The following is a 26,019-nucleotide window of genomic DNA, read 5'->3' on the forward strand; positions in this document are numbered from 1 at the left end:
AAAATCGATAAAGACGACGATGGTGACAGTGTATTGCTGTCACCGTTGTACATAGAACAAATTTAAAACCATTAGTTATGAGGGGAGTAACATGAAAAAATTTGGGTATGAACAAGTAAGAATTCTAGGGGAACAGGTAACTCATTTTAAGCTATATAAGCAGGGGAAAAAATGGGTTGTCGCCGGCGTCTCTGCCATCGCTATCATTATTGGAATGCGGCAGGTCGGCCAAGCGGATACGGATAACAGCGGTATTTCTAACCCCTCGGTAAGCTTGTTAGATCAATCTAAGCAGACTAGCGACGAATCATTGATCGAAGCTAAAACAGTTCCAAGTGCTCAGATGGATCCAATCGCGACGGTTGCTGATAATCCTTCAATATCAGCGAATAAAAACGCTGAAGGCTTAACTAAGTCAAGTGAAGAGGGGCAAATAACTACAAATACGAGTAAAGCAGTGGCGACAGCTTCAGCTGATGAGTCAAGACCTGCGCCAAAGCCAACCAACGATAAGGAAACTGACCCATCGGTTATAGAAGAGCGTGATACTACATCAAAAGACGCGACACCAAGTGAGACAACAACTCAGACCAATAGTGAAACGATTCTGTCAACTGCTCAGCAGACAGTACTGGCCGGAAAACAGGTTTTACAACAAGCAAAGCAGGATGCGGATGCTAATCCAGATGATCAAATAGTTGATGATGAGGCATTAACTGCATTAGCCCAGCATCAACAGCAAGAACTTGATCAAATCACGATTTTGGCGCGTACCATAATGCCAACGATGACTGAAAAATCTGTGGCACTCAATCTTTCTCCCTTAACGGATATGAGGCGAATACAGGACAATATACTTTCTGAACTACGTCAAATGACAACGCTAGCAGCCCTCGACTTAAATGGTGTTCGGGCCGAACAACGTCGTCGGGCACAGAGTGGCTTTCAGAAGATTAGTCTTCCAACTGGCATCAGTGCAGAACTTGATGCTTATGGTGATCTTGTTGTAAATACGAATCACCCAGATCTATATCAAAAGTTTGTCGAGGATCTCGCTAATCAGGGACTGACGAATCAGTTTAGAGCGATCGTGGATCCATTAGGGGTACTCGCACAAACTGCGGTTGCACGAATCTTAGGCTATTTGCAAATGCCAAGTATCAGCTATGATATCAGTCAATCACAGTCCGATGTCATGTATGTTGGATCAAATCGAACTTTCTATGATTTATTCGTACCATACGTTAAAGCGATGCAAAATGCCTATGCTGCCAGTGATGTAAAGGACACGCTGTACTATGCCGCTATACTGATGAATATTTTTAGGCAACGAAACCAGTGGGGGGTACTTGCAGATGCACCAGGCTCTGATCAGCGATCCTTTCAGGGAGAGTCCGTTGCGGTTGTCGTTAATGTAGATCAGAACGGACATCTCATTCAACCGATTAGTCAGCCAGGTTTGCCGGCAGGAAATTATTTGGGTGACGACGGTCTACCAGTTGATCCAGTTACAGGCAAATCCGTGACTGGCCATTACTTAGAAGTGACTGCCAACGTTGTTTCTGGGACATATGATCAGCTTTTTGTCTCTGATGCACAGCAAATTCCTAACACACCGGCGGAAATTCCAAATTATACGTTCACTCAAACGACATATTCAACCGGTGAGAGTGAATATCAGAATGTGCACGCAGATGCGGCGAATAATGTAGCGGCAAAAATGCAAATTGTCGTGAATCACTATACGTATACGGGGGCAACACCATCACAGACCTTAAAGGCCACCGTTGCCGATGCTTGGCGGTCATATGACGGAACCACGGCTGTACCAGTGTTACCAAAAGTCACATTGAATAATGATGCGATTGTACCAGCCTTAACATCTGCTGATTTCGATTTTAGCAACATTCAAGCTAATGCTGGGGAATACGCAATTACACTAAATGCAACGGGTATCGCAGCTATCTTAGCAGCTAATCCTGGGAAGACGCTGGCTGCTAGTGATGTAGTTGGTGCTCACTATATTATTAATCCGACATCGATTACGATTACACCGTTTAATCAAACGAAAGTTGCCGGCGCAGCAGATCCAGACTGGTCGGTTAAGATCACCGGTGTTCCTACTAAAGGTGTGCCACCAATTTATCGAGTTACTCGTAAAGCGGGTGAAACTCCTGGAGTTTATGAGATTACGGTAAACACAACCGCCAGTGATAATCCAAATTACATTGTTAACCGTAATCCTGGGAGTTTAACCATCACGGCAGCTCCGCAACAGAGTATCCAAGCGACAATTGGGGCTGTTTCTAAGATCTATGATGGTTTGGAAAATTTCGATTTGCCGACTGTAAGCTTGTCGGATGGTGCAATCGTTCCAACGCTAGGGCAAAGCGACTTTGATTGGAGTCAAGCAAGTGCCAACGCTGGTCAGTATGTTGTCACTCTCAGTACTAATGGTTTGAGTAAGATTAACGCCGCAAATGCAACTATGACTTTGATCGCAGCTAATGTTGTTGCCGGAAAAGTAACCGTCGCAAAACAACCTATTACAATCACCGTTAATGACGCCGTTAAGTCGGTTGGTCAAACTGACCCAGCTTTTACAACAACCATAAGTGGGCAACCGACCAATGGTGCCGAATTGAAATATACTCTAACTCGCAGTACCGGAGAAAATGTCGGAATCTATCCGATTACCATTAACTTAGTTGCAGCGAATAATCCGAACTATACCGTGACAACCCACAGCGGAAAATTGACGATTGAAGCAGCGCCAAAGCAAGACATTACAGCGTCAATTGGTTCCATTTCAAAGGATTACGATGGCACGAGTACGTTCCTACAGGTCCCAACGGTGAAGTTAAGCAATGGTGCCTCACTCCCGCAGCTTTCAGCTGAAGACTTTGATTGGCACAACGTTAAGGCAACAGTTGGGCAATATACTGTGACGCTGAATACCAGTGGTATAAGTAAGATTATTTCAGCCAACCCCAACTTTACTTTAACTTCGAGTGGTGTGACGGCTGGTCAAGCTGTTATCGAACCAGTCACAATAACGCTAACCGCCGATGGTCAAACAAAAGTTGCTGGCCAGGCGGATCCAACATTTACGGTGACAAAAGCAAATGTCCCGGTCGCTGGTGTCGCACCTGTTTACCAGTTACAACGAGATCCGGGTGAAGCTGTCGGTTCATATACCATTCATTTAACGGCTAAATCGTCAGATAACGTTAACTACCTCATCAAAACTGTTGAGGGAAAACTAACTATCACTGAAGCGCCGCGACAAGATATCACCGCGACAATCGGTAACCTCAGTAAAACATATGACGGAACCAATACATTTGACAAGCTGCCCAGCGTGAGTTTGTCACAAGGGGCAGTTCTGCCACCACTGAATAAGACTGACTTTAATTGGTCGGATGTTAAATCTGACGTAGGCGATTACCAAGTGACTCTAAGTGAAACTGGAATTGCCAAAATTATAGCATCAAATCCACGAGTCAATTTAACCACCTCAGCGATTACCGCCGGCAAGATTTCGATCAATAAAGCGCCATTATTAATAAGTGCTAACAACGCTGCCAAACAATTAGGTCAAGCCGATCCGACATTGACAGCTTCTCTCACTGGCAAACCACTTCAGGGTGTGACGCCGGTCTACCGCGTGACACGTGTCAGTGGTGAGACCATCGGTACCTATGTGATCTCGGTTACGGCCTCGTTAAGTGATAATCCAAACTATGAGATTACCACGAAGGCGGCTTCGTTTAAGATTACCGCTATCCCCCAGCAGTCGATTCAGGCAACCGTCGGGCAGATTATCAAAACCTACGATGGCACGACACTATTTGCTCAGTTGCCAGCTGTAACATTGACTAACGGGGCAGTATTGCCAAAATTGACCGAAGACGATTTCAGCTGGAAAGAAATCAAAAATGAAGTCGGCAGCTATTCGGTAACCTTAAATGAATCGGGTATCGGGAAGATTAATTCGGCGAACACGAATGATATTTTAACGGCCGCCAGCGTGACTGAGGGCAAGGCTACGATTGTCCAAGCACCAATTACGATTATTGCCAATGATTCTGTCAAGATTGTTGGCGATGCGGATCCGAAGCTAACCGTTTCGCTCGAAAATAAGCCAGTTGATGGCGTGACACCGGTATACACGGTGTCACGAACAAGCGGTGAAGCGGCAGGAACCTATCTGATCACCATAACTTTTTCGGCCGCTGATAATCCTAATTATTTCATTACGACAAAATCTGGTTATTTGTCTATTGAAGCGGCCCCACAACAAGCTATTTCAGCTTCGGTGGGCGGCTTAAATAAGGTTTATGACGGAACTGCTGATTTCGATCAACTTCCTAGCGTGACACTCACAAACAACGGTCAAGTGCCAAAATTAGCTTCAACTGACTTTAGTTGGAAAAAGATTAGCGCGGCTGCGGGCCAATATCAGATTGAGCTGAATGCAGCTGGGATCGCTGCGATTAACGCGGCTAACCCAGGCTTAGTGTTAGCCGCTGATCGAGTGGAAGCTGGCTTAGTCCGAATCAGCCAAGCACCTATCACAATTACAGCCGATAACTTGGTCAAACAGATTGGTACGCCGGATCCCTTATTAACCGCTAGCGTTACCGGTCAGCCAGATCATGGTGATCAAGTCGTTTATCAAGTGACTCGAGTAGACGGTGAGACAGCCGGAACCTACGATATTTCGATTGTCGCTACCGTTCAAGATAATCCCAATTATTTGGTGGAAACGATCCCTGGTAAATTAACGATTACGCCAAAACCAATTCAAAAATTAACGGCCCAGGTGGGGAATCTTACAAAAATTTATGATGGAACAAATGATTTTGATCAATTACCGATTGTAAAGTTATCTAACGGTCAGATTGTCGATAATTTAAGTAAAGCTGACTTTGACTGGACAACAGTTAGTGCTGAGGCGGGAACAACAACAGTGACATTAAATGAGGCGGGTCGCTCAGCAATCGTTGCGAAGAATCCAGACACTTCATTAAGTACGGATGACGTAACTGCTGGACAGGTCATCATAACCCGCGCATCAGTTACAGTGTCTGCCAACGATGTAACCAAAAAATTTGGTGAAAAAGATCCTACTTTCACAGCCAGTGTCAGTGGTTTGCCGCGTTTGGGGCAAGCAGTAGTTTATCACCTCAGCCGATCTAATGGCGAAACTGTTGGACAATACGCCATCACGGTTAACGCGTTGAGCACTGATAATCCAAACTATGACATCTTAACAAAATCTGGCTTTTTAACCATTGTCGATGCACCTAAGCAGCCGATCTCTGCAGCTGTCCAACCTATTACCAAGCAGTATGATGGCACGACTACGTTTACAGATTTACCAAAAGTTTCATTAAGCGATGGCGCCAAAGTTCCAGAACTGACTCAAACTGATTTTGACTGGACGGATGTTGAACCAAACGTTGGGCAATATACTGTGACGCTAAATGAACAGGGAATAAATGCCATTTTAGCGGCTAACGCTCAAGTTAGCTTAGCTGAACAAGATGTTAAAGGCGGCCAAGTAACCATTACCCGCGCACCAGTATCAATCAGTGCTGATGATCAGTTTAAAAGCGTTGGCCAGACTGATCCTGAATTGAGTGCAACAATTACTGGACAACCTGAGCATGGAAAGCAAGTTAAGTACACGCTTAGTCGTGTAAGCGGTGAAACTGTTGGAACTTATCAGATCACAGTTAGCGTTGACCAGGTGCTTAATCGTAATTATGCCATTACGACCCACATTGGCCATTTGGTGATTAACGCTCAGCCCGTTCAGGCCGTTGATATTGCCGTTGGTTCGTTAAAAAAGACGTATGACGGCACGACCGACTTTGCAAAGTTGCCTGCAATTTCGACAACTAGTGCGATTAAGTTGCCTGAACTAACTAGGGCAGATTTTGATTGGTCAAAAGTGAATGCAGCAGCTGGGGACTATTCAATCACGCTCAGTGCCGCTGGTAGAGCGAAAATTATTGCAGAAAATGATCATATTAGTTTGAATATCCAAGCAATAAATCCCGGAGAGGTAACGATCACTCCAGCACCAGTAACGATCAACGCAATCGACCAAACTAAGACATTTGGTGATACTGATCCAGTTTTGAATGTCAAAATCGATGGATTACCGGCGGCGGGCGAACGACTTATTTATACGGTAAGTCGTGTTGCCGGAGAAACAGTCGGCCAATATGAAATTGAACTTCATGCGGACGCAGCTGACAATCCCAATTATCAAATTACGACACAGCCAGGAAATTTATCTATTGTACAGAAAGCATTAACGGCCACGATCGGGTCCCTATCGAAAATTTACGATGGCACGCCTGTTTTCAATACTGTGCCAGATGTGCAATTGTTAGGCGCTGAAAATGTACCGACGTTTAACAAAAATGATTTTGATTGGCAACATATTCGCTCAAATGTGGGTAAATATATGGTAAGTCTGAGTTCACAAGGTCTGGCCAAAATATTGGCTGCTAACCCCGATATGCTGCTTACCAGCGATCAAATTACCGCAGGTTCAGTAACAATCACTCCGGCGTTGGTCTCGATTGTTGCTAATAATGCCACCAAGATTGCCGGTGATGCTGACCCAGAATTAATTGCAATGGTTTCAGGAGTTCCCGAAGCTGGAGTAAAGCCAAGTTTTACGATTAATCGAGAAAGTGGCGACCATGTTGGTCAATATCATATCCTGATTGAGGCTGATCAATCAGCTAATTCTAACTATGTCTTAACGACTAAGTCAGGAATAATGACGGTGGTACCGCGAATAATTACCGCGAAGATTGGTGATCTAGCCAAGGATTACGATGGCAACGCGGCGTTCACTGAGGTACCGACTGTCGAGTTGTCAAACGGAAAGCGCTTATCAACTTTAGCGACACAGGATTTTGATTGGAAAGCTGTCGGTAAGGATGCGGGAGAGTATGAGGTTACGTTAAGCAATACTGGGTTAGCTAAGATTAATGCCAGCAATCCCGATGAAAAACTTACAATGACCGATGTTATCAGCGGACACATTCAAATTAATAAGGCCCATGTGATCATCACACCGGAAAATCAAAGTAAGTTTGTGGGTGAGACTGAACCAAACTTGACGGCGCAAGTTACCGGTTTACCAGCAGACGGAAACCAGCTCGATTATGTGCTCAGTCGGCAAGGTGGGGAAGTTCTCGGCACCTATTTGATTACCGTTCAAACGAGCCCACAAGAAAATCAGAATTATGAAATCACCAAGAATAAAGGAACATTTACCATCAAGTCAGCGCCAGTCGTTGCTTTGCATGCGATCGTTGGCTCACTTAGTAAAGTATATGACGGGTTGAGCACCTTCAAGATAGTTCCGTCATTGACTTTAAGTGGGCAGGCAACGTTGCCACAATTGGGGGTCAATGATTATGTTTGGCGTTTGGTTAATGGAAATGTTGGAGAATACCAAGTCACTCTGAGTGAGTCAGGAATTGCCGCGATTCTTGCCGCTAATCCTGGAAAATCTTTGAGTCAGGATGATATCTCAGCTGGTAGGTTGACCATTACCCGTGCTCCAATAACAATTAAAGTTCATGATCAAAGTAAACAGACAGGTACATCTGATCCAACTTTTACTGCAGAGATAGAGGGTCAACCGGCTGCGGGTACCAAACCAATCTATAAAATTGAACGTGTATCTGGTGAAACTCCTGGTTTGTATGCAGTTAATGTTGTCGTTGATCCGGCTGCCAATCTTAATTATGTGATCAAGACCGTCTCAGGACAGCTTGAAATTAGTACGAAGCCGGTTAAGACGACTTCTGCCACAATCTCAACCATTAATAAATCCTATGATGGAACGAATCATTTTGAGGCGCTGCCTCAGGTTACATTAACAAATGGAGCAACTGTACCAGTACTTTCAGCAGCAGATTTCGACTGGACGAACGTTGGTGTTGATGCTGGTCAATATTCTGTAACATTAAATGATCATGGAATTGCTAAAATTAACGCAGCCAATCCAAACTTCACATTGAATAAATCGGCGGTTACCGCTGGTGTTGTCACGATTGAGCCAGTATCCATTACAATCATTGCCGCTAATCAGCATAAAGCTCAGGGTGAGGATGATCCAGAATTAACGGCAACTATTGTTGGCAAACCAACGGCTGGCGTTCAGCCAAAATACACGGTTTTAAGAGCTAGCGGAGAAATGGCTGGTGTTTATGTAATTGGTGTGAAGGCTGTGGATGATGAAAATCAAAATTATCAGGTTACGACCAAATCGGGAATTTTCACCATCGAAGTCGGACAACAGCCGATTTTACCAAATGATAATCAGGCTGTTGAGAACAAGACCAGTGCCACAGAGAACACCCGGGTAGACCGCATTGAAGACGCTTCCGAAAACGGCCTGGATAATGCAGGCTCTAAGAAGTCGCTTGAGACAGTGGCTGATACGTCCGCAGGTGCTTCAGTAAGTAATGAGCTACCACATACTTCAGCGGCTACAAATGAAGAATTAACTGGGTGGATGACTTTGTTAAGTGGTTTGGGATTATTGGGACTTTTGGGCAAACGACGTAAACGATAATTAAGAGGTGAAAAACTAATTTATGGATATGACAGCAATTGATCTCAGTAAATTTACATTACAGAAACGCGACTTAATCGAAGCAAAAGATGGTGAAGTTTACCGTAGTGAATTTGATCATGGTCTTATCATCGTGACAAAGACAGATGAAGTTAGCCACGAGGTGACGCTTAGCGCAAATTATCAATGGGTTGCTAACGATCATCAATGGCAACCAGATTTGTCCCAGGTAAATCCTAATTTTGTAGATCCATTTGGAATCGTTTAACCAAGCAAGACTTTAAAATTACGGAGTTGTTCATGGATTGGACGATCGATTCATTAACTTTGAGAAGCTCCAACAGCTGATTAACTGTTGAAGCTTCTTTTTCAAAACATGCAAATGATAATTAATAAGAGACCTTAGGGGAGAGCAGCCATAATGAATGAGTTTACACGATTTGAAGATATCGAGAAAGAAATGAAAATAATTCGTAATCAAGTATCGAGAGTTAGTGGCTTACGAATTATCGCCTTTAGTATCTTGAGCTATATCAGAAATAATGAAGGGGATTCGTTGACGTCTCTAAAAGTCAGTAGAGATTTGCATATTACACCGACGACGTGTTCATCTAATTTAAAAGAATTGCTGGCACAAAAGCTCATTGTTATCAACCATGACGAGACGGATCGACGAAGAATTAATATCACCAGTACAGAAGCAGGACACAAATTGCTAGAAAAATATGATCTTCAAATTCGCGAAGTTATCAGTCGTGGCTTTGAGCAAGTCAATTTATTAAGTCGAACTGAGGGAACAGAAATACAAGAGTTAAAAGCTCAATAAATATAACTAGAAATGATGGGGAGTAGAAAAATGTCAGCTATTGTTAAGTTACCAATTAAAGATTTTGATTGGCTACGCATCTTAGCACCTGAAATGATTGGGTACGCTGATGATTTATATCAAGGAGAAGGCTTCATTAGTATTTTCTTTCATGAGCAAGCCCACTTTGAGGATTTTTGCCGGCAGTTCGAGCATACAATCAGACGATTTAATCATGCCGAAACGTTATCAGAAGAATCAACGCCAGTAGCTGAACGATTAACTTTGCTCTTTGATCGATACGTTTCTGGTCAACCATCGGAAATTAATAGCCGACGGTAAATGGGTTTGGGAAGACGGTTATCAATATGGTGCTGAGATGTCAGCATGGGTTATATATGCTGTATATGTGGTTTGAAAAGGCACTCACCTAATGTGAAGCGCCTTTTTCATGATGAACAGGCCTAAATGTAATTGATTAAAGCACCTCGACCTAGTTGGTTGAGGTGCTTTTGTGTTCATTTTATCTCATCGTTGACAAGCAAATTATAAATCTGGCAGGCCTTTATGAATCATCTTAGCAGGGAATAAAAGCTAGTTTCGTTACATTTAATACTACAAAAGGCTGGGCTGGACGTGCGTGGAACTGTTTTAAATATAACTGACGCAAGACGATTCTGATTAGTTGGGGGCCATGCCTTTGGTTAACTCCAAATTGATCAATCCACGAATGTAGGACTGGCGATTTCATCTTTTAACATTCGTTCAGCCTGCTGTAGTTTTATTATTCGTTGTTCGAGCTTCCTCAGTTCATCAGTTAATAGCATCGCCCGTTTATTGCGAAGCTCTGGATCGTTATGATTCAACTGGGCAATTTTCTTTAGTGTGGTAATCGAAACACCGCCCTCTCGCAGCAACTCAATGTTTTGAAGCCATTTAACATCAATGTCACGAAATTCGCGAAAGCCATTGGCATCTCGTGGAATAGTACATAGAAGTCCCTCTGAATCATAGTAGCGAATCGTGGAAACAGTTAGGGCAGTTAGCTCAGCGGCAGTTTGAATTTTCATTATTTAGGCTCCAATAGCTGTAGCGGTGTCGTGCCAGCAAATAAATCAAATGATTTATTTTTGAAATTTTCGTTGGTCAGTGCATCAACAAGAACTTCGGCGACATCGGCCCGCGAGATCTGTGGCATCTCGTTTGCTAAACCAGCAGTATGGCTGGGTGCTTGATCGGTCAATATTGCTGGTCGAACGATTGTGTAAATTAGTCCACAACTCTTTAAAATTCGCTCAGCATAATATTTAGTAACGTAATATAAAGGAATATCATAAACATCAAAAGTTGATCGAGATCCTGCGCCGGCAGCCGACTCCATAATAAATTGGGGAATATTAAGTTGACGAGCAACATCCATCATTTTTACGGCACCATCTAAATCGATCCAAACGGCATCTTGTGGCCGAGATTGGCTTGCGCCAGCGGTAAAAATGAGCGCATCAATGTTTCCGGGCATTTTTTTGACTAAAGTTGAAACATTTTCATTCACTAAATCGATGGCCACCCGTTCAACGGCTGATATATTCGCCAATTTGACCGGATTATGACCGGCTGCAATAACATGATGTCCCTGAGTTTGCAGTTGTTTAACGACCGCTATTCCATTACGCCCAGTGGCGCCCACGACTAAAACATTCATAATTTGATGACCTTCTTTTACTAGGATATGGCTAGCGTACACCCTCAAGTGAACTTTAAGTCAAGAACGATTTTCCTTAGCTGACGGTTGATGTTTTTCACCCCACAGACAGATTGCATCCAGGACAGGAAGCAAGGACTCTCCCCGGGGAGATAATTGATATTCGACGTGCGGCGGAATTTCTGGAAACTGGTGGCGGGTAATCAGGTGATCATTAGTTAAATCTTGCAAAGCATTGGTTAACGATTTAAAACTAATTGATTTGACGGCGTGTTTTAATTCATTGAAGCGTAAGGTGCCGTTAATACTTAGGAGATATAAAATCCTGACTTTATATTTGCCCCTAATCTCATTAAGTGTGTAGCTAAAGCCAGTTTGGCTTAATCCTGCCGGTAAAAGGCAGTCCTTAAATTCGTTAGACATAACGGTATTACTCTCCTTTAGGTAAGTTACTTACAATAAATTGCGTACTTGTTCGACATTATTTGATATGAGATATTTTTCTTATCAAATTTAGGGAGGACATTTTTATTGAAAACAATTGTCTATGCTCATCCGTATGAAGGCAGTTTAAATCACGCCTTGTTAAATGAAATCACCGGCAAGTTTAAGGAAAACCAAGACGATTATCAAGTGTTGAATCTTTACGCAGATTCGTTCAACCCAGTATTATCGTCGCAGGATTTGTATAATTACAATCAAGGTATTTCAACCGATCCACTCGTCGAAAAATATCAAGCAGCGTTAGCTAAAACAGATGAATTAATCTTAATTTTTCCTATCTGGTGGTATGGTCTACCTGCTATGTTAAAAGGTTTTCTTGATCGAGTCATGTTGCCGAACGTTTCTTACGATTCGGACGATAATGGGCTGTTAACTGGGAAACTAACCAATATTAAACGCGCAACAGTATTGACGACCGCGGGATTATCTAAGAAACATTTCCAGCAAATCAACGCTGCTAATGTTGAAAGTACATTGATCAATGTTATTTTTAAAGATCTCGGAATTGGTCATCAATCAATTCGGTGGTTCCATTATGACACGATTCATCATGATCATGCCGATAGTTCGAGCTACTTGGAGTCAGTCATTGATAAAATTTAGGCTAAAAGGGATGTTAGGCCCCTGAAATGAGCCAACATCTGATTGTGCTTATCATATTTCTATGTGAATTAAACCAGTTTGGAAGGGCACTCACCTCATGTGAAGTGCCTTTTTGTGGTCAACTGGCCTAAATACGAATGATTATCATTGAGCATTTGTGGTAAATTAGAAACTATCAAACAAAAAGTTGTGATTAATTGAACTCAATTAATTTCGTGGATGGCTATCGGAGGCTAAGCTTATGTTTACACACCAAATAGACGCGCATCTGGCACTTAAACTCATGACTGAGGAAGATGCGGATTATCTTTTTGACATTATCGAGCAAGATCGTCAGCAACTCCGAAGATGGATGCCGTGGGCTGATGCGACACAGACGGTTGCTGATGAGCTGAAATTCATTCGGTATGCACGTCAGAAATTTGTCAGCAATGAAATGCTACCATTGACGATTGTCATCGATGGCTTACCAGTTGGCTGTATTGATTTACATCATATTGATCATGAACAGCACCATGCCGAAGTTGGGTATTGGTTGAAAGCCCAAGCCCAGGGTCATGGCGTCATGACTCGCTCAGTCAATCGTTTACTGACAATCGGCTTTGATGAATTAAATCTCCACAAGATTATGCTAAGCGCTGATGTTGACAATTATCCGAGCCAAGCGGTTGCCCAACGATTAGGAATGCAACAAGAGGGCGTGCTTCGTGATCATGTGTTAGTGAACCATGAATTTCGAAGTCTAGTCCTCTTTTCAACACTAGAAAACGAGTGGGAGGCGCACGAATAAATCGGATTCAGTGGGAAGCCCCTAGTCATTGACGCCGTAATTGAGTACAATGGTCTTAGCAAATATTTAATATTTTCAAACGGTCAATGACCGCAACTTATTCGAGGTGACTCACATGATTGATCCACATCAAAAACAAACCGAACAAGCTGATGCCGAATTGCCTAATCAATTGCGAGTTATCACGAATCAAGCAACGGTCATTGCCAACGATCAAACAAGTTATGTTGGCGGTCCGCGTCTGAACAAAACAAGTTTTGTGAAAGCGGTGTTTGATGCAACCGGTCAGGCAATTGATCCCAACCAAGTCAGTGTTGATCTCAGCAATATCAACTGGGATCGCCCGGACAATTATCGCATTAACTTACAATATGCTAATCCGGGGAAAACAGTGTCCGCGACCGCTCACTTACATCTATTTTCGCTGGCCGGTCGTGATGTGACGATTCATGCTGGTGAATCCTTGCCAGTCAGCAGTGAGTTTGTTAGTGAATTAGTGGATCCTGGACATCCTGATGCACGTCAAAACGTTCAACTGGTGTTTGATGAACCCGTGGCTAGTTTCCAGCCCGGTAATCGCTACGGAGCGATGTTAACCTACACCGTCAATGGTATTACTGCTGCTGCTCATCAAGTTCTCCAGCTTTTGCCTAATTTAGTCTCAATTATCACAGCCAATCAGACGACTTATGTTAATGGACCTAAAACAAATTCCGAACGGTTTATTCGGACTTTATGCGATGCAGATGGGCGTTTAATTCCGGCTGAAAAGGCGGTTGTTGATATGTCAGCCGTTGACTGGAATCGTGCTGGACGTTATCCGGTGGAAATTTCCTATACAGATCATGGGAAATCCATTCATCGAACCGCTTATGAAAACATTTTTGAATTAACGGCTCATAATCAAATTATTGTCGTCGGCGACGGCGATCCCATTCCAGCTCGTTACGTCGCGCTAGCACGTGATCAAAATGGTCGTGACCGAACCCGCTGGACGGCGATGACTTATCTGGATCCGACGGCGAATCACCAATTGCCGGGAACTTATGATGTTCGTCTTAGTCTGGAGGTTAATGGATCGGTTGCCACCGTCCACCCAACATTACAGGTACTCCCAGAAATTTTGCGTCCCCTCAATAGTACGGCAGCGTGGACGATGCCGGTGGGTCAACGTGGTGAACCACTGACGGAGACGCAAATTTTAGCAGCCCAAAGCTTGCGGCATAGCTTACGGCACACATCTGAGTCGCGGGTTGCCAATAATGCGGCTAAAGTTGCTGATAAGTTAACTTGGTGGCAACGAATCCGACAGTGGTTTAAAAAATAATCAACGTGTAAACGAGTCGTGTAATTTCGACCTTGGCATAAGACAAACGCTGAGGTCGTTTTTAATCGCTTAAACAATCAAATTAGAATTGGACTTATATTGATATGAACGAAATTTTGGCAGAACAATTTTTAGTTTCTGAACTTTCAAATGAACAACAGCACACGATCAAAGAGATAAACAACTATATTGGACAATCTTTGCCTGGCTCTGAGCACGCTGTGGCGATCATTCAAGGGGCAGCTGGGACAGGGAAGTCCGTTGTTTTGATGGACTTGGTCAAACAATATCTCGCTGACGGCCGTTATAAAAGTGCGTTGGTCGTTAATCATCCCGAACTCTACAAAGCCTATCGTGATTTAGCGACTGGCATTGCGGGGATTAACCTTCGTGATATTCGCCGACCAACGTCCTTAATTAATGAGGCGCAAAAGCAACATCAACACTACGATGTGATTTTTGTGGATGAAGCACATTTGTTATACTCAAAATCTGAACCCTACGCACATTATCGCGGACAAAATCAGCTCACAGATCTGATTAATTTAGCCAAAGTCGTCGTAGTCGTTTACGATTTCGACCAAGTCTTTCAATCCAAAATGTACTGGTCCAAAGATCTGTTATTCAAAACCATTGGGCAGCATCCGTTCAAACAATTTGATCTGAATTTTCAGTATCGAATGGTGGCCACTGAGAAGCAGGTTAAATGGATCGATGATTTAACCGCCCAACGACCATTACAGCCGTTTCCAGAACAACCGCCGTTTGATTACCAGTTTTTTGACACTGCTGGCGCGATGTTTGAAGCAATTAAGGCGAAAAACAAAACTGTTGGCATGAGTCGAATGGTGGCGACCTCTGGCTTCCCACGGGTTGAGGGGCGACACAATGTCGAAATGGACTCTTTTTCATTACCATGGGATGAATGGGATCCACAGCGAACGCCCTGGGCCAAGCGGGAATATTCGATCAACCAGGTTGGGACGATTTATACGTTGCAGGGGTTCGATCTAAACTATGTCGGCATGATCATTGGTCCATCCTTTGGTTATGATCAAAAGACGGATACGATGACCATTTTGCCAGATAAATATTCACACAAAGAGATTTTTAAAAAACGACCGGATATGAAGTTCACTCAGCAACAATATAAGATGTTCATTGCTAATGTGCTCAATGTATTGATGAAACGGGGCAAGTACGGTCTGTATCTAACGGCCTACGATGACCAATTGCGGGCACGCTTAGCAGAACTATCGAAGAAGCATAATTGAATTGATAAAATGGGTTAATTAAATTGAAAAAGGAAATTGCTGACATTGTTATTGATGATTTCGAACATCGCTTTAACTACCGGCGCGGAGCAAATGGTAGCAATTATTGCTAATATTTTCGGTTCAATTTGTTGATTTACAGACAACTGACGAAATTGCTGGGTTTAGTTGGTTAACGATGGATGGCCGATTTTAAGTCGGCCAGAATTGAGCCACGTTGTTATTTTGGATCTAATAGTGATGGCGGCGGTAATTATCAACAAGATTTTAATTGATCAAGTGTGTTTGAACATAGAAAATAATGGAATTCGATTCAATAAAAAAAGAAAAAAGCCGTTTACTAAAGTTTATCCATCGTTAACGTGGGTGCAACTTTAGTAAACGGCTTTTAGAGATGGTCGGCATGCAATCAGCTCGAAATACAACTTAGTATAATATATATTATGTAAACCAGAAAATGGCTTACAAAAGTTTCAGCGAAAAATTTAGCTTATCCGACTTACCTGCTTATTAACTGTATCATCTCAAATCATAGTCAGAACGTGCTTCAATATTTGCCTTGTTTCATTAGCTTGCTAATCGTTAGACAACTGAGACCGATAAAAACGACGATTCCGCTGATCACAGCGATCATAAGCCATCCACTTAATGCCTTTGTCAGTAGTGCCCAAATCGCCAGCGCAATGAAACAAAAATCTGTCAACAAACTTCCGATAAGTTGCTTTTTTTTCGTTCGAGTCATCTTTTTTCACTTCATATCAACTCAATCAAGCTCAACTCAATCAAGCCCCATAACCCTATACTAATAAAAAATGCTTCACGTTGACGTTTACATGTCATCACGTGAAGCGCAAAAAGCCTATGCCGGCAAAATTCGCACCGTCGTCGTTCGCGGCCCATCAGGTTCTTTAGCAATCATAATGTTGGTTGAGGTTTGATCCTTCGCCCCATACTTATCTTGATAAGCCTGATCAATATTGGTCATTAAGGTTTCGTCATCAGTTTCAGGGATCCACTGAAAGTTGACTGTATAAGTTTGACCACCGAGTTCAATTTTACCGGCCCGTTGCTGTTTCGCGGCAGCGAACCACCGTGATTTTTGACCGTAGCCAGCACGGATGTAAAGACCATCCCCAACGACAACTGACCAAATATAAGTTGGTGTGCCAGTTGTTTTCATGTCTTCGTGGAATGGCGCGACGTGAAAATCATCCAGTGATTTAAAAGCTTCTAGCTGCGCGGTTGTCCAATTCTTATCTGTCATAGTTGTTGCCTCCATTTATTTTTGCATTATTTTTGGTTACTTAATCCAGTTTTCGCCGCCACGCTCAGTATAGTTGACAGATCTTGAATCGCCAATAAACAAAGTCCCCCAATTGTTCACTGCGCCTGTTAAACTAAAGTCATGACTAACAACTAGGCAATTAATGATCGGCTACAATACCGCCAGCGGTTGTTTGCGGGTCGGGGTTGGAAAGGCAGCCGTTAATTGTTGGCGCTCTTGATCCGTTAGCTGAATTTCACCAGCGGCTACATTAGCCAACGCATGCTGGCGTTGGCTTGTTTGCGGAATGGCCAAGACTTGCGGTGCGGGTGATCGACCACCCACGCCAACATGATGGTAAACACAGTTGTCTGGTGTGCGAGCGCAATTGTCTGTAAGATTTTGTTTTGCCGCAATTGTCCGCCTAATTGATCCCCTTGAGCGATCGGTGAATACGCAATTAATGGCAGCTGATGCTGTTGTTGCCATGGTAGCAGGTCAAACAACGGTCCACGATTTTGTAAGTTGAACAGGACTTCGTTAGCGCTGACGTTTTCACCATGTGGGACCGACAGTAATTCCTGAAGATCGTCGACGTCAAAATTAGAGACGCCCCAAGCACGAATCTTCCCCGCCTGCTTGGCATCCTCTAAGGCCTGAACGGTTTCGGACAATGGAATCATTCCGCGCCAATGTAACAAATATAAATCTAGGTAATCAGTGCCTAACGCCATTAATGAGCGATCTAGTCGTTGCGGCAGTCGTTTTGCACTAGCATTTTCTGGCAAGACTTTGGAGATTAAATATAAACTGTCGCGTTGCATGTTGCGAATGGCTTCACCAACCAATTTTTCTGAACGTCCGTTACCGTACATTTCCGCGGTGTCAATGACGCTAGCACCGGCGGAAATTCCCGCCTGTAAGGCCGCAAGTTCTTGTGAACGTTGACCAATTTGGTCTCCCATATGCCAGGTCCCAAGCCCAATCGATGGCAATTGTTTGCCATTAATACTAACAGTTTTCATAAAATGAACCCCTTTCGTAAATTAACGACTGCATCAAAAACCATAGTTTAAGTGCCGAACAAAGGACTAAAAACTGAGTTAAACCTAGTTATTTCCAGCAATGCTGGCTAATATCAAAACTGATTAGGAGATGAACACCTTGAATAAACGACCTTGGCTAGCCACAATGATCGGACTATTGGTGGTAACAATTGCGGTATTAGGTCTTGTCCGACCCCACGTTTTAAGAAGCGTTCCCTTAAAATCGGCCAACTTAACCACTTCTATGAGAACAACCAACCAGGCTGGTCAACGGGATCGCGTTCATCAAGTTCATGGCACCACAATGAAGCAACTCCCCGCCAATACACGCTACATTCAAGTCTTGCCTCATCAGCGACGCCAGCACATGACCGGTGTTGGTGGTGCGTTAACTGATAGTGCGGCCGCTGTATTGCGTCAGACGACACCGGCGCATCGTCGACAAATTTTACACGCCTACTTTAGTTCAACCGGTGCCCACTATACCAACGTTCGCTTAACGATCGGCTCCTGTGATTTTTCAACATTTAATTATGATTATGAGTCCAAACAGTCAGATCCAAGCTTGCGTCATTTTTCAATGAAAGCAGAAAATCGCAACATCCGGCCCATGTTACAACAGATTCAAGCGATTCAACCGCACCTGGCATTATCAGCGGCTCCTTGGGCACCACCTGCTTGGATGAAAGTGAGTCAACGTCGGGCCGGACAAGATTTTCTGGTCAATAATCAGCTAAAACCCTCGATGAAGACGGTTTATGCCGCGTATTTAGTCAAGTATTTGCAAAATCAACGTGCTTATGGGATTAATATCGAGACACTATCTTTGCAAAACGAACTACAAGCGAGTTCAGCATGGGAGTCAATGACCTGGTCGCCAGATCAGGCAGCGTCCTTCATTACTCATGATCTAGGTCCCAAGTTGCGACAAGCTGGTTTACCTACCAAAATAATCGTCTGGGATTATGTTCGCAGTAATCAGACTGAACCGGTCATGATGGGCTTTAATCAGTGGACGACGGCATTTTATCGTCACCCAGGCGTGAAAAAATACGTTACCGGAATTGGCGTCCATTGGTATGCCGCGAATCTTGACCCCCAGATGGCCTTGGGCAACTTATTCAAGCAGCCCGCCTGGGACGATAATTTTACCAATTTAACTACTTTTCATCGACAGGAACCGACGCAGCAGATTATGGCAACAGAAGCAACTCAAGAACGTGGCGTTTGGTTGCATAGCTGGACGCCCGCTGCCCGATACAGTTACGACATGATTAACGATTTCAATCATGACGTAACTGGTTATCTAGATTGGAATCTTGTTTTAAACGGCGCCGGTGGTCCAACCCATAAGGTCACTAATCCATGCAGTGCACCGATTAATGTGTTGCATCCTGGCACTTCACATGAACGAGTCGTGATTAACCCAAGTTATTATATTTTAAAACGCGTCAGTCGCGATGTTCAACCAGGTACGGTGAGTGTCAAGAGCCGCAGTAATGTTACTGGCATTGATCAAACAGCAATTCAACAACCAGATCATAGCGTTCGACTCCTGATCAATAACCGCCACCGCCACGTTGAGAAAATTACAGTTGTATCTGGTCATCAAGCCTACCAAGTTCGTTTGACGCCACAGTCTTTTAATGCCGTTAGTCTACCGGCCGTTGACCAACAAACGACGATTTCTACCCCACCAGCGTTAAAGACATCCCGAGTGGGCAATTGGTTAAAACAGGTATTGAATCACTGGATCTTACCCCTGTTGCCATTGTGGCAGATCTGGTCACTCTTGCTGTAAAAACGCTGTGGTGAAGTTAAACGACAATCAAAAATCTCATATCTCATGATTGGATGATCCCCGCTGCTTTCATGAACATGTGCGTCACCGTTTGGCCAACGAAAGTAAACCCTTGTTGCTTCATTTGTTTAGCAACCAAACTGGCAAATCGTGAATGCGTCAGCGTCGAATCGTCTGTTATTACTGGCATCAAGTTGACAAAGCCCCACATATAATCGGCAAATGTTGTACCACTTTCTTGAATGGTTCGAATCGCCCTAGCATTTTGGATAACGGCGCGAATTTTTCGTGGATTCCGAATCATTTCTGGATCGGCAGAAATTCGTTCAATGTCTGGCTCATCTAGAGCAGCTACTTGCGAAATTTGCATACCAGCGAAATCTCGACGGTACACCGGTAACTTACTGGCAGCTATTCGCCAGCTAAGGCCGACTTGAAATACGCCAACTGTTAGTAGTTCAAATAGTCGTTGATCGTCATGCGTGGGCTGACCAAAGTGTTCCTGATAATCTTCAACACCTACGTTAATGGTCATTTTCGGTCCTCCCAGCTAGTGGCGCCAATCCGCATATTGACTCGATCGTTGCAAAAATGCTTGATCAAAAGGGTCAGGGCCGATCCGTCCCCCACGATCTAATTCGGCCAATTTGGTCATGTCCGCTGTCGTTAATGAAAAATCTGCCAAATTAAGATTTTCAATTAACCGCTTTTCATGGATCGATTTAGGAATGACAACTTCACCTCGTTGCAGTTGCCATCGCAAAATTACTTGGGCCGGTGTCACTTGATGTTTGGTTGCCATACCTTGGATCACTGGATCTTGTAACTCATGACTCTTTCCCCCACCTAAGGGGCTCCAAGCTTCATGAACAATCTGGTTGGTTTTTAAATAATCGTGCAATTCAGTTTGCTGAAAATATGGATGAGTTTCAATTTGATCGACCATCGGCGGCACATTGGCTGTGCTCATCAGGTGCTCAATGTGGGCAGGTTCAAAGTTTGCCACGCCGATTGCCCGGATCTGACCATCGTGGTACAGATCTTCCATGGCTCGCCAAGCACTTTCATAACCTGGTGCTGGCCAGTGAATAAGGTATAGATCTAAATAGTCCAATCCCATTGTGGTTAACGTTGTTTGAAACTGCTGAATTGTTTCATCGTAGCCCCGGACATTATTCCACAGCTTTGAGGTAATGAAGAGATCAGTTCTTGGTAGATGGCTTTCACTAACCGCTTGTCCCACTGCGGCTTCATTGCCATAGTAACTGGCCGTGTCGATATGCCGATATCCGATTTTTAAAGCGGTGGTTACGGTTTGGTAAGCTAATTTTTGATCGGTAACTTGGAAAACGCCGACGCCAAGTTGTGGCATCTTGACATCGTTGATTAATGAAACCGTTGTCGTCATTGGCTGCATCATTTTAACCTCCAGAAGTAAATATGACTGATAACCTCATTATGACCTGTCGGCTTGCGCATTTCAAACCGGACGGATTAACAAATAATGATAGGAAGCCGCGTACTTTTAGAGAACTCTCTAATCATTCGTTCTGACTGAAAAATCTCTGATAGGATATGAGTAAGCGGTTTCTAAAAAACATATTTGAGGGGTGTTCAAATGTCATTCAAACAACGCTTTGCACTTTTATTGACGACAATAACTGCCGGCCTAGCCTTTGCGGTGGGTACATATCGACCGCAGCCAATTTTAGCTAGTAGCAAGCCCGTTACGATTTATCTTACACGTCATGGTGAGACAACCGCCAACGTGATGATGCGCGTTCAAGGTTGGAGTGATTTTCCGTTAACCAAGAATGGTGTTGAGGTGGCTGACAACTTAGGCCGAGGGTTAAAACATACTGATTTTAAGGCTGCCTATTCAGGTAATTTAACCCGTCAAACAGTTACTGCCCAAGAGGTGTTGCGATACTCTGGTAATAAAAAAATTCATGTGACCCAAAATAAGGACCTACGTGAAGGTGGTTATGGTAGCTTTGAAGGTGACCCCATTGCTGCGGATAATGACAAACTTGCCCAGGTAGATGGTTACCAGAATGGTGACGAATTTATGCAAAAAACGGGCAAAGATTACTGGAATAAACTACAAGATGCTTACCACAAGCTAGATGCTGAAAACAGTCAACAAACTAAGTTGGCGACTGCAGACCGTGCTGAGAGTGCCAAAGCAGTGCAACAACGGATGACAACTGAACTGAATCATATCGCTAAAACCACGGCTAAAAATGGCGGTGGTAACGTGCTAGTTGTGAGCTCTGGCATGTCAATCAATGAATACTTATCCACGATGAGTTCCAAATATGACGGTAAACCATTGAAAAATGCTGCTGTGACGAAATTGATCTATAAGCACGGCAAGCTACAGGTGTCCGGTCCAATTGGGACACTGAGTTACGTTAACCAAGGGGCCAAAATGAATCATTAATTTCGTTCAAATCAATACAACATTAAATGAAACCGTGCAAAACGCGTTGGCGTGCTGATCTTCAAGTGCCCACGCGTTTTTAATTGGCGTTGTTTTGTTAATTCACAATTACTAAAAATAGCAAACAAAACGGTGAATTTATATGATGGTGACGGTGATTTAGGTTGATAAAATCATGTGAGGAGGTAATCACTGTGAAACGCACACCGGTCATTAATGGTCAGATTGCAACGGCAATTGCTGAACTTGGCTACACCGATTGGCTAGTCGTAAGCGATGTGGGCTTACCAATTCCAAAACAAGTTCCTAAAATTGATGTCGCTATCACTAGGCAAGTGCCGACTTTTAGCGATGTTTTGCAAAATGTTTTAACTGAGTTATCCGTTGAGCGTGTCTATGTCGCTGAAGAAATTAAAACGGTCAATCCGCAGCAGTTGACTACGATTAAGCATCTATTGCCGAAAATCCCGATCGTTTTTATTCCACACAGTGTTTTCAAGCAACGGCTCGGGCAAGCCTCGGCAGTCATTCGAACAGGAGAAATGACCCCTTTTTCCAACATCATCTTAGAAAGCGGTCCGTTTAGTTAGTTTAATCAAGAGAGGAAGTTGATTGATATGAATATTTCGTTTATTGGCATTGGCGATATGGGTAGTCAGATGGTGCCACACTTAGCTGAGGCAGGCCACACCGTCACAGTTTGGGATCGCGATTCGGATAAAATGGCGGCGATTGAAAGTGACCGCATTATCGTGGGAACCTCCTTAGAAAATGTCGTTAAGGCGGCTAAAGTGGTTATTACTTCGGTCATGTCTGAGGACGTCTTAGCCTTACATCTTGGCGATAATCAAACGCCAGGCATCATCAACTATTTGCAACCGGACAGTATTTTGATCATCACTTCGACACTTGATCCAGAGAAAATTTTCACCATTAATCAAGCCATGCCAACGACGACCAAATTATTAGATGTTCCAATGATTGGCGGTGTTCGATACGCTCGCGAAGCTCAGCTTAATTTAATCGCCGCTGGACCAACCAAGGCCTTCGAAGTTGTCTCACCCATCTTGAGTTTGTTGGGCAACGTTAAATATACTGGTGCATTAGGAAATGGTGCCAAACTCAAATTGATTACTAATGTTGGAATCATGGCAGCTGAGGCCGGTATTCGTGAGACCCTCGATTTGGCCGACGCGTATGGCATTGACTATGAAACGGTCCTTGATTTACTCCAAGTCGGTCCCCTAAAACCAGTGGTGATTCGTGCATTAGATCAAACAAATCCGCGCCCTCTGAAAGACTCTGTCGCAGATGTAGATGAATTGCTGGCGGCAACCGAATCCTTGCTCAAACTGCCGTTGGCCGAGGCTGCTCGGAATCGATTGCGAAAAGCGGTTAACGACGATCCTCAAGAAGCTCGTTTTATTGATATCACGACGACCGATACAAAACTGCCTCAATTTCGGCAATGAATTTTGACCAAATGCTAAGCATTACAATTTCAGATGCGAACTGCCTCAAAAAAACACCTTATTCCCACAACTATGCGGGGATAAGGTGTTTGTTTTCTCGGGTTTAACTAGCTGTTACTTCAAATGATCCATCTGATCGATATCAATCATCCAGGCCAAGGCCAAGGCCTTTTCACCTAAATGGGTGCCAATGACTGGCCCGAAATAACTGAGGTCAAATGGCATCGAGGGAAATTGCTTGGCTAGTTTATCTCGCCAGGTCTGCCCAGCAACGGGATCGTTAGCATGAATCACGATGCCGCGGAGCGGATAATCAACCTGCGCCTGGGCCTCTGAAAAGAGTGTTTCCACGCGGGCTAATGCCTTTTTAGTGGAGCGCACTTTTTCAAAGGCTACGATCTCATGTGTTTGATCATCAAAAGTCAGTAAGGGTTTGATTTTTAAAACAGAGCCAATAAAAGCTGAGGCATTGGACAACCGGCCACCCCGAACGAGATTTTGCAGATCATCAACAACAAAGTATTCCCCCATGGTGGCCCGAATTTTGTCTAGTTGGTGCACAATTTCATCCGGATCAGCCCCAGACTGTACCATACGAGCGGCTGCGAGGACTAAATACCCCATCAGGCGAACCGTAATTTGTGAATCGTACGGAATCACCCGAATCCGATCCGCGACTTCAGCAGCGACGCCCTGTAACGAACCAACAAAGCCTGAAATTGTGCTAGCCAAGTGAATACTGATGACTGTGTCATAACCTTCATCGGCTAAATGATTATACAGCTCAATCATTGAACCTAACGGGGGTTGCGATGTACTAGGAAATGATTTGGATTCTCGTAGTAATTGGTAAAACCCTTCCGTGGAAATATCAACACCCTCGTTGAAAGTCTTCCCATCTACAACAAACGGAATGGGAATGACATGGATATGGTTATCGGCAATTTCAGTTTGGGACAGATAACAAGTGCTATCTGTAACCACGGCAATCTTCATAACGTCGTCGACCTTCTTTTTCGAAAAGTATTCGTCAATTCTACCACACCTAAAAAATAGTAACTAGCGTTGCTCACCCTTTTGTGCGGGCAGCAGCCAAAGACAAACCAAACCGATTAAAAACAGCAGTGACAGCGAACTCGCCCCCATCTGTGAGCGGCCGGTGAGCTGGGCGACGATCCCAAACATGGCTGGACCAATAATTGCCGAGAATTTACCGAAAATGTTATAAAAACCAAAAAATTCGCTAGCCTGCTCCTTAGGCACAAGTTGGGCAAAGTAACTGCGACTTAAGGCCTGCACCCCTCCTTGAGAAGTTCCGACCAGAACCGCTAGGACCCAGAAGCCAATGACGTTATGAATCATCAAGGCATAAAGACAAATGCCCAGGTAAATGAGCACACCCACCATTAAGACACGCTTTGTGCCCCATCGCTTAGCTAGCCAACCATAGATTAGTGTAAATGGGAAAGCCACGAGTTGAACTACCAACAAGACGATGATTAATTCATCCGTTTTAACCCCCATGTCTAAGCCAAATGGACTAGCCATCGTATAGATCGTATCAACGCCATCAATGTAAAAGAAATAAGCGAGTAAAAAGATAGCGATTTGTCGATACTGTCTAATGTGACTCACCGTTTGTTTTAGCCGGTGCAAACTTGTTCGAATTGGTCGCTCCACTGGCGGTAAAAAATGCAGTTGATGCACATGTTTAAACATTGGTAAACTAAAAACCAACCACCAAAGGGCGGCCAATAAAAAGGCAAAATTAACGATGCCACGGGTCGACAAAATATGGAAACCATGCGACAACTGCACCACCATAAATAATATAAATGGAACCACCCCACCAGCGTAGCCAAAACCATATCCCGCTGAGGAAACACGATCCATCCGTCGATTAGTTGTGACATCAGTTAAGAAGCTATCATAAAAAATATTTGCACCGGAGTACCCAATGGCAGTCAAAATGTAGATGCCAAGGAGTAATAACCAAGCCTGCTGTGGAATAAGGGTCATTCCAGCAGTCGTTATGATACCCAGACCAGTAAACCACGCAAATAAGCGCTTTTTATAATGCTGATAATCAGCTAACGCGCCCAGTAATGGTGCCAGTAATGAAACAATTAGTGTGCCAAAAGTATCTGCATAAGCCCAGTAGGCGGTTGCCGTTGTATGTGCAAGGCCGTCTAAAGCGGCGATATGTTTAAAGAAAATCGGCAACACCGCTGTCACCACGATGATGCCGTAACCAGAATTGGCCCAATCATAAAAGATCCAGCTCCACTCTGCTTTCGTAAATGTGTTTGATTTAGTCACTCTCTGGGCCCCTCCCATGCATGCCTAACCTGGCGCCACCAGGTTTCCTTAATTA

At 43.8% G+C, this 26,019-nt stretch carries 20 protein-coding genes and 1 pseudogene; 12 read left to right on the forward strand and 9 right to left on the reverse strand.

Annotation, left to right across the window (positions count from 1 at the left end):
- Window positions 1–91: 91 nt before the first annotated feature.
- The 4 genes from AC27FN_RS01555 to AC27FN_RS01570 all read left to right on the forward strand — a co-directional run bounded on the left by AC27FN_RS01555 (window position 92) and on the right by AC27FN_RS01570 (window position 9,761).
- Window positions 92–8,614, forward strand: a complete 8,523-nt coding sequence (locus AC27FN_RS01555) for an MBG domain-containing protein (protein WP_487166273.1) — start codon at window positions 92–94, stop codon at window positions 8,612–8,614.
- 22 nt (window positions 8,615–8,636) lie between these two features.
- Entirely contained in the window at window positions 8,637–8,882 is a 246-nt protein-coding gene (locus tag AC27FN_RS01560; protein WP_487166274.1) for a hypothetical protein, read from the forward strand.
- 153 nt (window positions 8,883–9,035) lie between these two features.
- A complete protein-coding gene (locus tag AC27FN_RS01565; RefSeq protein WP_487166275.1) occupies window positions 9,036–9,440 on the forward strand; it encodes a MarR family winged helix-turn-helix transcriptional regulator in 405 nt (134 codons plus the stop codon).
- A 30-nt stretch (window positions 9,441–9,470) separates the two neighbouring features.
- The gene (locus AC27FN_RS01570) at window positions 9,471–9,761 is read left to right on the forward strand and encodes a hypothetical protein (RefSeq protein ID WP_487166276.1); all 291 of its coding nucleotides are present in this window, start codon (window positions 9,471–9,473) and stop codon (window positions 9,759–9,761) included.
- 377 nt (window positions 9,762–10,138) lie between these two features.
- On the opposite strand, the gene AC27FN_RS01575 is transcribed toward AC27FN_RS01570, so the two are convergent.
- The 3 genes from AC27FN_RS01575 to AC27FN_RS01585 are packed head-to-tail and all read right to left on the reverse strand — an operon-like array spanning window position 10,139 to window position 11,544.
- Complete coding sequence (locus tag AC27FN_RS01575) at window positions 10,139–10,489, reverse strand: MerR family transcriptional regulator (protein WP_487166277.1); 351 nt, start codon at window positions 10,487–10,489, stop codon at window positions 10,139–10,141.
- A complete protein-coding gene (locus tag AC27FN_RS01580; protein WP_487166278.1) occupies window positions 10,489–11,121 on the reverse strand; it encodes an NAD(P)H-binding protein in 633 nt (210 codons plus the stop codon). Before AC27FN_RS01580 ends, AC27FN_RS01575 begins: the two co-directional genes overlap by 1 nt.
- A gap of 60 nt (window positions 11,122–11,181) precedes the next feature.
- Window positions 11,182–11,544 (reverse strand): winged helix-turn-helix transcriptional regulator, encoded by a 363-nt coding sequence (locus AC27FN_RS01585; protein WP_487166279.1) that lies wholly within the window; start codon window positions 11,542–11,544, stop codon window positions 11,182–11,184.
- A 108-nt stretch (window positions 11,545–11,652) separates the two neighbouring features.
- On the opposite strand from AC27FN_RS01585, the gene AC27FN_RS01590 reads away from it, so the two are divergent.
- From AC27FN_RS01590 to AC27FN_RS01605, 4 genes are all read left to right on the forward strand, one after another.
- Entirely contained in the window at window positions 11,653–12,228 is a 576-nt protein-coding gene (locus AC27FN_RS01590; protein ID WP_487166280.1) for an NAD(P)H-dependent oxidoreductase, read from the forward strand.
- Window positions 12,229–12,469: 241 nt separating this feature from the next.
- A complete protein-coding gene (locus AC27FN_RS01595; protein WP_487166281.1) occupies window positions 12,470–13,018 on the forward strand; it encodes a GNAT family N-acetyltransferase in 549 nt (182 codons plus the stop codon).
- Between the two features lie 115 nt (window positions 13,019–13,133).
- A complete protein-coding gene (locus tag AC27FN_RS01600; RefSeq protein WP_487166282.1) occupies window positions 13,134–14,345 on the forward strand; it encodes a hypothetical protein in 1,212 nt (403 codons plus the stop codon).
- Between the two features lie 104 nt (window positions 14,346–14,449).
- Complete coding sequence (locus tag AC27FN_RS01605; RefSeq protein WP_487166283.1) at window positions 14,450–15,619, forward strand: DUF2075 domain-containing protein; 1,170 nt, start codon at window positions 14,450–14,452, stop codon at window positions 15,617–15,619.
- A gap of 859 nt (window positions 15,620–16,478) precedes the next feature.
- Here the strand turns inward: AC27FN_RS01605 and AC27FN_RS01610 are convergent.
- Entirely contained in the window at window positions 16,479–16,883 is a 405-nt protein-coding gene (locus AC27FN_RS01610) for a DUF2255 family protein (RefSeq protein ID WP_487166284.1), read from the reverse strand.
- Window positions 16,884–17,054: 171 nt separating this feature from the next.
- Window positions 17,055–17,908 (reverse strand): annotated as a pseudogene (locus tag AC27FN_RS01615) (aldo/keto reductase).
- A 139-nt stretch (window positions 17,909–18,047) separates the two neighbouring features.
- On the opposite strand from AC27FN_RS01615, the gene AC27FN_RS01620 reads away from it, so the two are divergent.
- Window positions 18,048–19,730 (forward strand): glycoside hydrolase family 30 protein, encoded by a 1,683-nt coding sequence (locus tag AC27FN_RS01620; RefSeq protein ID WP_487166285.1) that lies wholly within the window; start codon window positions 18,048–18,050, stop codon window positions 19,728–19,730.
- A gap of 43 nt (window positions 19,731–19,773) precedes the next feature.
- On the opposite strand, the gene AC27FN_RS01625 is transcribed toward AC27FN_RS01620, so the two are convergent.
- Both AC27FN_RS01625 and AC27FN_RS01630 read right to left on the reverse strand, forming a co-directional pair.
- Window positions 19,774–20,265, reverse strand: a complete 492-nt coding sequence (locus AC27FN_RS01625) for a DNA-3-methyladenine glycosylase I (protein WP_487166286.1) — start codon at window positions 20,263–20,265, stop codon at window positions 19,774–19,776.
- Window positions 20,266–20,280: 15 nt separating this feature from the next.
- Complete coding sequence (locus AC27FN_RS01630) at window positions 20,281–21,147, reverse strand: aldo/keto reductase (RefSeq protein ID WP_487166582.1); 867 nt, start codon at window positions 21,145–21,147, stop codon at window positions 20,281–20,283.
- A gap of 201 nt (window positions 21,148–21,348) precedes the next feature.
- On the opposite strand from AC27FN_RS01630, the gene AC27FN_RS01635 reads away from it, so the two are divergent.
- The 3 genes from AC27FN_RS01635 (at window position 21,349) to AC27FN_RS01645 (ending at window position 23,645) form a co-directional block, all read left to right on the forward strand.
- Window positions 21,349–22,173 carry a histidine phosphatase family protein gene (locus AC27FN_RS01635; protein ID WP_487166287.1) on the forward strand — a complete coding sequence of 275 codons (825 nt, stop codon included), beginning with the start codon at window positions 21,349–21,351 and terminating at the stop codon, window positions 22,171–22,173.
- Window positions 22,174–22,367: 194 nt separating this feature from the next.
- Window positions 22,368–22,763 (forward strand): D-ribose pyranase, encoded by a 396-nt coding sequence (gene rbsD, locus AC27FN_RS01640; RefSeq protein ID WP_487166288.1) that lies wholly within the window; start codon window positions 22,368–22,370, stop codon window positions 22,761–22,763.
- Window positions 22,764–22,790: 27 nt separating this feature from the next.
- Entirely contained in the window at window positions 22,791–23,645 is an 855-nt protein-coding gene (locus tag AC27FN_RS01645) for an NAD(P)-dependent oxidoreductase (RefSeq protein WP_487166289.1), read from the forward strand.
- A 114-nt stretch (window positions 23,646–23,759) separates the two neighbouring features.
- Here AC27FN_RS01645 and AC27FN_RS01650 read toward each other — a convergent pair whose 3' ends face one another.
- Both AC27FN_RS01650 and AC27FN_RS01655 read right to left on the reverse strand, forming a co-directional pair.
- Window positions 23,760–24,641 (reverse strand): DegV family protein, encoded by an 882-nt coding sequence (locus AC27FN_RS01650; RefSeq protein WP_487166290.1) that lies wholly within the window; start codon window positions 24,639–24,641, stop codon window positions 23,760–23,762.
- 63 nt (window positions 24,642–24,704) lie between these two features.
- Entirely contained in the window at window positions 24,705–25,964 is a 1,260-nt protein-coding gene (locus AC27FN_RS01655) for an MFS transporter (protein ID WP_487166291.1), read from the reverse strand.
- Window positions 25,965–26,019 lie beyond the last annotated feature (55 nt).

This window comes from Furfurilactobacillus sp. W61-4 (genome assembly GCF_057545565.1).

Excerpts from the sequence above, each read along its gene's own strand:
- AC27FN_RS01555 (WP_487166273.1), top strand. The coding sequence starts at position 92 with ATGAAAAAATTTGGGTATGAACAAGTAAGAATTCTAGGGGAACAGGTA.
- AC27FN_RS01560 (WP_487166274.1), top strand. The coding sequence starts at position 8,637 with ATGGATATGACAGCAATTGATCTCAGTAAATTTACATTACAGAAACGC.
- AC27FN_RS01565 (WP_487166275.1), top strand. The coding sequence starts at position 9,036 with ATGAATGAGTTTACACGATTTGAAGATATCGAGAAAGAAATGAAAATA.
- AC27FN_RS01570 (WP_487166276.1), top strand. The coding sequence starts at position 9,471 with ATGTCAGCTATTGTTAAGTTACCAATTAAAGATTTTGATTGGCTACGC.
- AC27FN_RS01575 (WP_487166277.1), bottom strand. The coding sequence starts at position 10,489 with ATGAAAATTCAAACTGCCGCTGAGCTAACTGCCCTAACTGTTTCCACG.
- AC27FN_RS01580 (WP_487166278.1), bottom strand. The coding sequence starts at position 11,121 with ATGAATGTTTTAGTCGTGGGCGCCACTGGGCGTAATGGAATAGCGGTC.
- AC27FN_RS01585 (WP_487166279.1), bottom strand. The coding sequence starts at position 11,544 with ATGTCTAACGAATTTAAGGACTGCCTTTTACCGGCAGGATTAAGCCAA.
- AC27FN_RS01595 (WP_487166281.1), top strand. The coding sequence starts at position 12,470 with ATGTTTACACACCAAATAGACGCGCATCTGGCACTTAAACTCATGACT.
- AC27FN_RS01600 (WP_487166282.1), top strand. The coding sequence starts at position 13,134 with ATGATTGATCCACATCAAAAACAAACCGAACAAGCTGATGCCGAATTG.
- AC27FN_RS01605 (WP_487166283.1), top strand. The coding sequence starts at position 14,450 with ATGAACGAAATTTTGGCAGAACAATTTTTAGTTTCTGAACTTTCAAAT.
- AC27FN_RS01610 (WP_487166284.1), bottom strand. The coding sequence starts at position 16,883 with ATGACAGATAAGAATTGGACAACCGCGCAGCTAGAAGCTTTTAAATCA.
- AC27FN_RS01625 (WP_487166286.1), bottom strand. The coding sequence starts at position 20,265 with ATGACCATTAACGTAGGTGTTGAAGATTATCAGGAACACTTTGGTCAG.
- AC27FN_RS01630 (WP_487166582.1), bottom strand. The coding sequence starts at position 21,147 with ATGCAGCCAATGACGACAACGGTTTCATTAATCAACGATGTCAAGATG.
- AC27FN_RS01635 (WP_487166287.1), top strand. The coding sequence starts at position 21,349 with ATGTCATTCAAACAACGCTTTGCACTTTTATTGACGACAATAACTGCC.
- AC27FN_RS01645 (WP_487166289.1), top strand. The coding sequence starts at position 22,791 with ATGAATATTTCGTTTATTGGCATTGGCGATATGGGTAGTCAGATGGTG.
- AC27FN_RS01650 (WP_487166290.1), bottom strand. The coding sequence starts at position 24,641 with ATGAAGATTGCCGTGGTTACAGATAGCACTTGTTATCTGTCCCAAACT.